Here is a 6,442-nt window from a genome sequence, read left to right on the forward strand (position 1 = left end):
CTTTGAGCGCTATCTCTTTGCGCATAAAGTTGAAGGCCATCAAGCTCTGTATCACTATTCAAGTCCAGTGACACCGCCAGAGTGTTACTCCCACTCGCGTACACATAACCTTGATGAAGAGAGTTCAGCCATGCTGATTTATTTGGTTCGTTTGTATGCTCAAGAGAAAAGCTACCGCCGTTGGTGTTGCTGGCAATGTTGGAAATACGAACCGCAGTATCAAACCCTGTGATCGCTCTCAGACCCGGGGTCGATGTATCTGAAATGACATCGCCACCATTAGGGTACAAATCGTCAGCGTCACTCCTACCATCATTTTCTAACTCATTCAGACCATCAGCCTGCATGATTTGAACCTGCATCGCGCCAACATCATTAAAGCGGTTCTGGACATTGACCGACGTCGCCAGGATACCTTCAGCCGCCAATGCTCGGTCGTAACCGCTAAAGGTGCGATTTTCCAAGTAAACACGTGGACCAAACTCTTTCAAGTACGGGTCGAGATACACCAGCTTGACATCGTCGTTGTTCACAGAAATAGGCGCTGGACTTTCATGAGTTACCGTTGGTACAACAAAACCAGCAGCGTGTTTGCTCCACGCACTCATGTTCACCGGAGTGTCACCAGCGTATGAATCTCCCGGTTTCTGCGCCCATGAACCGCCACCCATCACGCCCCAAGAGCCGATCGAGGCATCACTGTTCCTTGCGTACAAATCCGGTAAGCCAAGCATTAAGTGGCCAAGCTCGTGTACGATCACGCCCAACGTCGCTTGATGATCAACTTGATAGTCAGCGAACACACAATAGTCTGTGATCTTTTTACCATCTAGTGTGACATCATCGTGAGAGAATTTGTGCGGCCAAATAGCAGGACGGTTGAGAACCCCTGTTGAACGATCGCCCCCCGCAAAAATAAACATGACAGAGAGTTCTGACGGTTCTACGGTACCATTTTGATTGCTGTCGTAGGCCGAAAGATTAAAGTATGGATCCAGTTTTTGATAAGCCTCGGTGAAAACCGCATTCAACTTGGCGGTGCATGTCTTATCAGTAGAACTAGAGTGACAGTTAGGGTGGCTTTGTGCCACAGTCACATCTATCACACCGTCATTGGCGGTGCCGTAACTCTCAAGTGCAGGAACAACTTTGAATTTACCTTGAGAGTTTTTATCAAAGTAATCCACAACGCTTTGACCATTGGTATTAAATACGCGTTGCTCAAAATCGTGCACCATTGCTTGGTCATCAAACGAAACTTGCACAACCAATAGGGGCTGCTGCTTCACCGTTGAACTGCTCATCGCCTGGTAACCTTGCGCCGAACGCAGTAGGTTTTTTCGTGCCATCGGTTCAATGGTTTTTAGAGAAGATAATTGCGGTTTAACTTGTAAATCCGGGCGAAACCTCGCCGACTCAGGTGGCTCACTCGACTGCGTTTTCACCACACCTGTCGAGATCAATATTGGCGTGTCTGACTCGCGCTGAATCCGCGCGAAAAACCAAACGCCGTCTTCCTGAAGTAAGGCATTGCCCTGCTTATCTTCAAACCAGTGGAAATCTGCCGTTCCACGTAGAATTGCCTCACTGGAACTACCATCGCTCAACGCAATAGTATGCCAAACCGGTGATGGCGGAGTAGTTGCCATGCTCTTCCCTGCAAGAAGCGCAGCTAGCATAGCCATGGCGAGTGTGTTGAATTTCAAAGTACGACTCCATCTTTTCGATTCGTTAATTAATACCAAGCACAACAAACACAAAGTAACCCTATGGGCATAGAGTAAGACTGAGTGACTATTGACGAAGGCTGGTATCAATTCGCTCAGATAACACGACGTAGTTTGGTGTCACACTACAAAAGCGTCGGATTCCAAAACGCTGTTATGAGCGTAGCTTCTGAGAATATAAATTGAGTGAATGAATAGTATCGAAACGAAAGGAAGAAGAAATGAACTTCTACGAATTTGTAGGTAAAATTGGGCAACATTCCACATATTCTATAAATGTACGAGCACTGCTATTAATCAATGCTCGTAATGGTCGCGCGGCCATTGTTTAACGCTATATTAACCTGTAAGAACTGCGTCTTCTGGGTATTTGACCAAGGTAGGTTCAGGACGTGCCAACATGTAGGCAAGCGTGAGCGGCCCAATACGACCAATGATCATCACCACGATCATAATGTATTTACCAGGTTCAGAAAGTTCCGCAGTCAAACCGGCGGTGAGCCCCACTGTGGCAAATGCGGAAATGGTTTCAAACATAACCTTATCAAAGCTGGCCTTCTCGGTAAGCATCAATAAAAACATTGCGCTTGTCAGGATAGCTCCGCTCACAACGATAATTGCCAATGACTTAGTCACAGTTTGCCAATTTATGGTTCGCTTAAACATAACCACATGTTTCTTTTGGCGTAAAAAGGTCCACGTAGCCATAAACGCAACAGCAAATGTGGAAACTTTAATACCGCCCCCCGTTGAGGTGGAACCCGCTCCAATTAACATCAGAACAATCATGACCAGTAAGGCCGGCTGGGTAAACAACGCCAAGTCAACACTATTAAACCCTGCCGTTCGCGCACTCGCAGATTGAAAGAATGCCGCCAACCATTGCCCTGTTGCAGGTAAAGACGCCATTGTGTTTGGGTTGCTTCGCTCAAGTAACCAAAACATCATCGTTCCGACTAAGAGCAATATCGGTGTCGCAATCAGCATGATTTTGGTGTGAAGATGCAAAAAGTGGAAACCTTTGCGCCAGTTTAGCCAGATGTCACCCACAACAGTAAAACCAAGCCCGCCAAAAATGAATAGCCCCGCCAGTGTAAAGATAACCAACGGATCATTCACAAAGCTCATCATACTGTCAGAAAACAGCGCGAACCCAGCGTTGTTAAATGCAGAAATTGCATGAAACAAGGCGTAAAACATACCAGTCTGCCAGCCCATTTCAGGGACCCAGCGGATAGAGAGAAAAATAAACCCGACCGTTTCTGCAACAAGCGCGAAAACAACAATCCGCTTTACTAGTCGGTTTAGATTGACTTGCCGATCTTGCCCTAATGCTTCTTTCGCCAGCGCTTGTTGACGCAAACTCAAACGCACGCCGAACATATAGAGTAAGACTGCCGACAACGTCATCTGCCCCAACCCACCGATTTGCATTAAAAACATCAGCAAGATTTTACCCGCAAGCGTAAAGTGTTGCCCAGTATCGACAACACCAAGCCCTGTCACACTAATAGCGGACGTTGCAGTAAACAAAGCATCCGTTATCGACAGGCCCGTAACAGAAAAAACTGGCAAGGTTAGCAATACCGCAGAAGGCAGTAAAACACCGAGAAAACTGAGCAATATAATTCGCGGTTCGTTGCCTTTCGCTTTCTCTTGTTTACCATCTGGTGCGTAAAAAACACCTTTCTGATGAAAATACGTCATAGCGATTTTAATTTATTTGCGAGCGCATCTTGAGGGCCGACCACAATAATTAGGTCACCAATTTCTAGTGTGGTATTAAGGTCAGGTGCCTTGGTAATTTCTGGGCCCCGTTTAAACCCTAGCACTTGCACGCCATCGACTTTGCACAGAGCCAAATCACTTAGTGTCTTACCCATCCAACGAGAGCCAATCACAAACTCCGTCATAGCTAAGCCACTGCCTAATGGGTGGAACTCAAGAACCCGTTTATCGAGCATTTTACGCGCGACACGTATCCCCATGTCACGCTCAGGCATGATAATGTGGTCTGCGCCAATTTTTTGCAGAACACGAGCTTGGAAGCGGTCGTTGGCTTTAACCCATACTGACTTTACTCCCGCCTCTTTAGCAATCAATGTCGCAAGAATACTGGCATTGACATCCGCTCCGATGGCAATCATCACCATGTCGTAATCATCAAGTTTGAGCTCAGCAACCGTCTCTTCGTGAGTACAGTTAGCCACAACCGCCTGACTAACAAAACTGGCGGCTTCTTTAACTCTGTCTTCGTTGATGTCAACGGCTAAAACTTGAGCGCCTGAATCTTGTAACTCTTTACACACTGCCAAACCAAATCGGCCAAGACCAATAACGGCGAATTGCTTATCACCTGTTTTCATTTGTGCCCCATCTTATGCATTCATTAGCAAGCAAAAAAGTTTGCGCCCATTCCTTACCTTGTGCAAACCTGCGGACAGATAATTGACAAAAGCTTAACGCACCTTGATTCACTTTACGTGTTAAGCGTATGACACTGATTAACTTTTTTCCTCATTACCGAATAGAAACCGTCGCGATGGCTACATAATTGGATGCCTTAAAACGCAAAAAGCCGCAAGAATGCGGCTTTTAGATCATGGGATAAACTGGCTATTTTGATTCGCGCTTATCGCGCGGTTTACGTTTATTCTTAGGCACGTAATTTAAAATTGAAATTGGTACTGGCTTTCTTGGCGCAAAACCTTCAATTTCCACTCGCTCTAGCAAGTGCCCTAAACGACTTTCAATCATGCAGAGGTTCTTAAAGTCGTCTTTTGAAACCAGTGATATCGCCTCACCTTTCGCGCCAGCACGACCTGTACGACCAATACGATGTACATACTCATCCGCTGGGTAAGGTAAATCGTAGTTGATGACAACTGGCAGATTATCAATATCAATACCGCGCGCAGCAACGCCGGTTGCGACTAAGTACTGGATTTCACCCGCTTTAAACTTTTCTATTAATTCCTGGCGAACACGCTGATTACGGCCACTGTGGAATGCTTCTGCCACAATGCCACGTTTCTCAAGTTGGCTTACCAGTTTGGCTGCGCCGTGTTTAGTTTCAATAAATACCAGTACTTGCGACCAGTCATTTTCTTTAAGCAAGTGACTTAACAGCGACGACTTCATGTCTTTATCGACGGTCGTGATCCACTGTTTAATATTTGATTTTGAGGCACTGTGCTTTGCAATCGTGATCTCTTCAGGATCAATAATCGCATTTTTCGCCAAGTCACGAACAGGGTTAGATAACGTTGCTGAGAACAGCAAACTTTGCACATGTTCTGGCATACAGTCGACGATTTTGTCGATCGCATCGATGAATCCCATATCCAACATTTTGTCGGCTTCATCAAGCACTAGCATTTCCACTTCATCAAAGTGAATCGCGCGTTGACCGTACAGATCAATCAAGCGCCCAGGCGTGCTTACCACAATATCGACACCCTCGATCAAGGCTTGTTTTTGTGGTGCATAATCCACACCACCAAACATCGCCATTGAGCGTAATGGTAAGTTTTTACCATAAGCTTCAATACTTTGATGAACCTGAAGCGCCAGTTCGCGTGTTGGCGTTAGGATAATCGCACGAGCGCGTTTTTTATGTTGCGTTTCGCCTCGACTAAGCTTTTCTAAGATTGGCAGAACAAAACTGGCCGTTTTACCTGTGCCCGTTTGCGCTGCTGCAATTAAATTGCGGCCACGCAATACGATTGGAATGGCTTTTTGTTGGATAGAAGTGGGTTTTTCATAACCTAGCGCTTTTACTGCATCAGCAATCGATGCGCTTAAACCAAGCTTAGAAAATGGCATAGAAAGGTCTCAACAGAGGAAATGGGCGCGTAGTGTATCAGAATCCCCGTGAAGTAACAGAAGGATTCATGCGCGAAAAACTAGGAACATGACACAATCTTAGCCCATGAAATTGGGCTGCAAACCTTTTTCTAATTTTTTCCTCACTTTGTAGGAAACATCATTAAGCGTGATTTTCCCCGTGTTGTGGCGATCGATACCTGCATTCTGTCGATAGGCTATTGAGCCTTGTCTGAACAAAACGAAAGACAGCGGTTTACCAATCGCAGCAGGGTAGAGAATGGCCATGTAAGCATCTTCTAAGCTATTAATTTTATTTCGATAGGGCCAATAGTACGCTTTCACATAGTCAAGTTGTTCAAGCGCGCTCATTCTCGCAAGAGTCTTTGTGTTCACTCCTAATGATTCTGCGGTAGAGGGCATAAATTGAATTAACCCTGTAGCCCCGCTTCCGGAACCATTTTTGATGCTTGGACTGAAAGTTTCAGCAGTTTCAAATGCCATGCACGCCATAAGATGATTAGGATTGATCTTTAGCTCTTTACTAATACGAATGACTTTAGATTTGAACTCTGGAGAAACTTTACCTCCCCACGCGACCGCGTTCTCGGGATCTGCAATCGAAGAGACCGTTGATGCGTCATGTTCTTCGACAATTTTAGAAAGTAGAGGAAGCGTTTGGCGTAGTCGATGGCTCGAACTCACCAAGCGAATTGATTTGGTAAGAAACTTGTCTTTTTTTTGATGTAGTTTTTGGAACTTTACTAACTTATACAGTTGCTTATAAACCGTTTTCACAACGAAGCCGGATGTAGGGAACACTCCCAGAATGTAATCCATTTCCTACAAATTTAATATAAATATCAGCAACAGGAATCCTGGATGTGATC

The 6,442-nt window shown here is 45.4% G+C and carries 5 protein-coding genes; all 5 read right to left on the reverse strand.

From position 1 onward, the window contains the following. Positions 1-1,706, reverse strand: a 1,706-nt coding sequence (locus tag CAG68_RS09525) for a M6 family metalloprotease domain-containing protein (protein ID WP_202599906.1), incomplete at its 3' end; no start/stop codon positions are given. Positions 1,707-2,066: 360 nt separating this feature from the next. Next, entirely contained in the window at positions 2,067-3,434 is a 1,368-nt protein-coding gene (locus CAG68_RS09530; protein ID WP_025766961.1) for a TrkH family potassium uptake protein, read from the reverse strand. Next, the gene (locus tag CAG68_RS09535; protein ID WP_005388291.1) at positions 3,431-4,093 is read right to left on the reverse strand and encodes a potassium channel family protein; all 663 of its coding nucleotides are present in this window, start codon (positions 4,091-4,093) and stop codon (positions 3,431-3,433) included. Before CAG68_RS09535 ends, CAG68_RS09530 begins: the two co-directional genes overlap by 4 nt. Positions 4,094-4,343: 250 nt before the next feature. Beyond that, a complete protein-coding gene (locus CAG68_RS09540; RefSeq protein ID WP_086046593.1) occupies positions 4,344-5,552 on the reverse strand; it encodes a DEAD/DEAH box helicase in 1,209 nt (402 codons plus the stop codon). Between the two features lie 99 nt (positions 5,553-5,651). Continuing rightward, positions 5,652-6,392 (reverse strand): transglycosylase SLT domain-containing protein, encoded by a 741-nt coding sequence (locus tag CAG68_RS09545; protein WP_017819928.1) that lies wholly within the window; start codon positions 6,390-6,392, stop codon positions 5,652-5,654. Positions 6,393-6,442: the final 50 nt, after the last annotated feature.

This window comes from Vibrio sp. V42_P2S4T144 (assembly GCF_009904715.1).
In the GTDB taxonomy this organism is placed as follows: Bacteria; Pseudomonadota; Gammaproteobacteria; order Enterobacterales; family Vibrionaceae; genus Vibrio; species Vibrio alginolyticus.

What these genes read in the sequence shown, in the direction of transcription:
- CAG68_RS09530 (WP_025766961.1), bottom strand. Translation starts at nt 3,434, where the DNA reads ATGACGTATTTTCATCAGAAAGGTGTTTTTTACGCACCAGATGGTAAA.
- CAG68_RS09535 (WP_005388291.1), bottom strand. Translation starts at nt 4,093, where the DNA reads ATGAAAACAGGTGATAAGCAATTCGCCGTTATTGGTCTTGGCCGATTT.
- CAG68_RS09540 (WP_086046593.1), bottom strand. Translation starts at nt 5,552, where the DNA reads ATGCCATTTTCTAAGCTTGGTTTAAGCGCATCGATTGCTGATGCAGTA.
- CAG68_RS09545 (WP_017819928.1), bottom strand. Translation starts at nt 6,392, where the DNA reads ATGGATTACATTCTGGGAGTGTTCCCTACATCCGGCTTCGTTGTGAAA.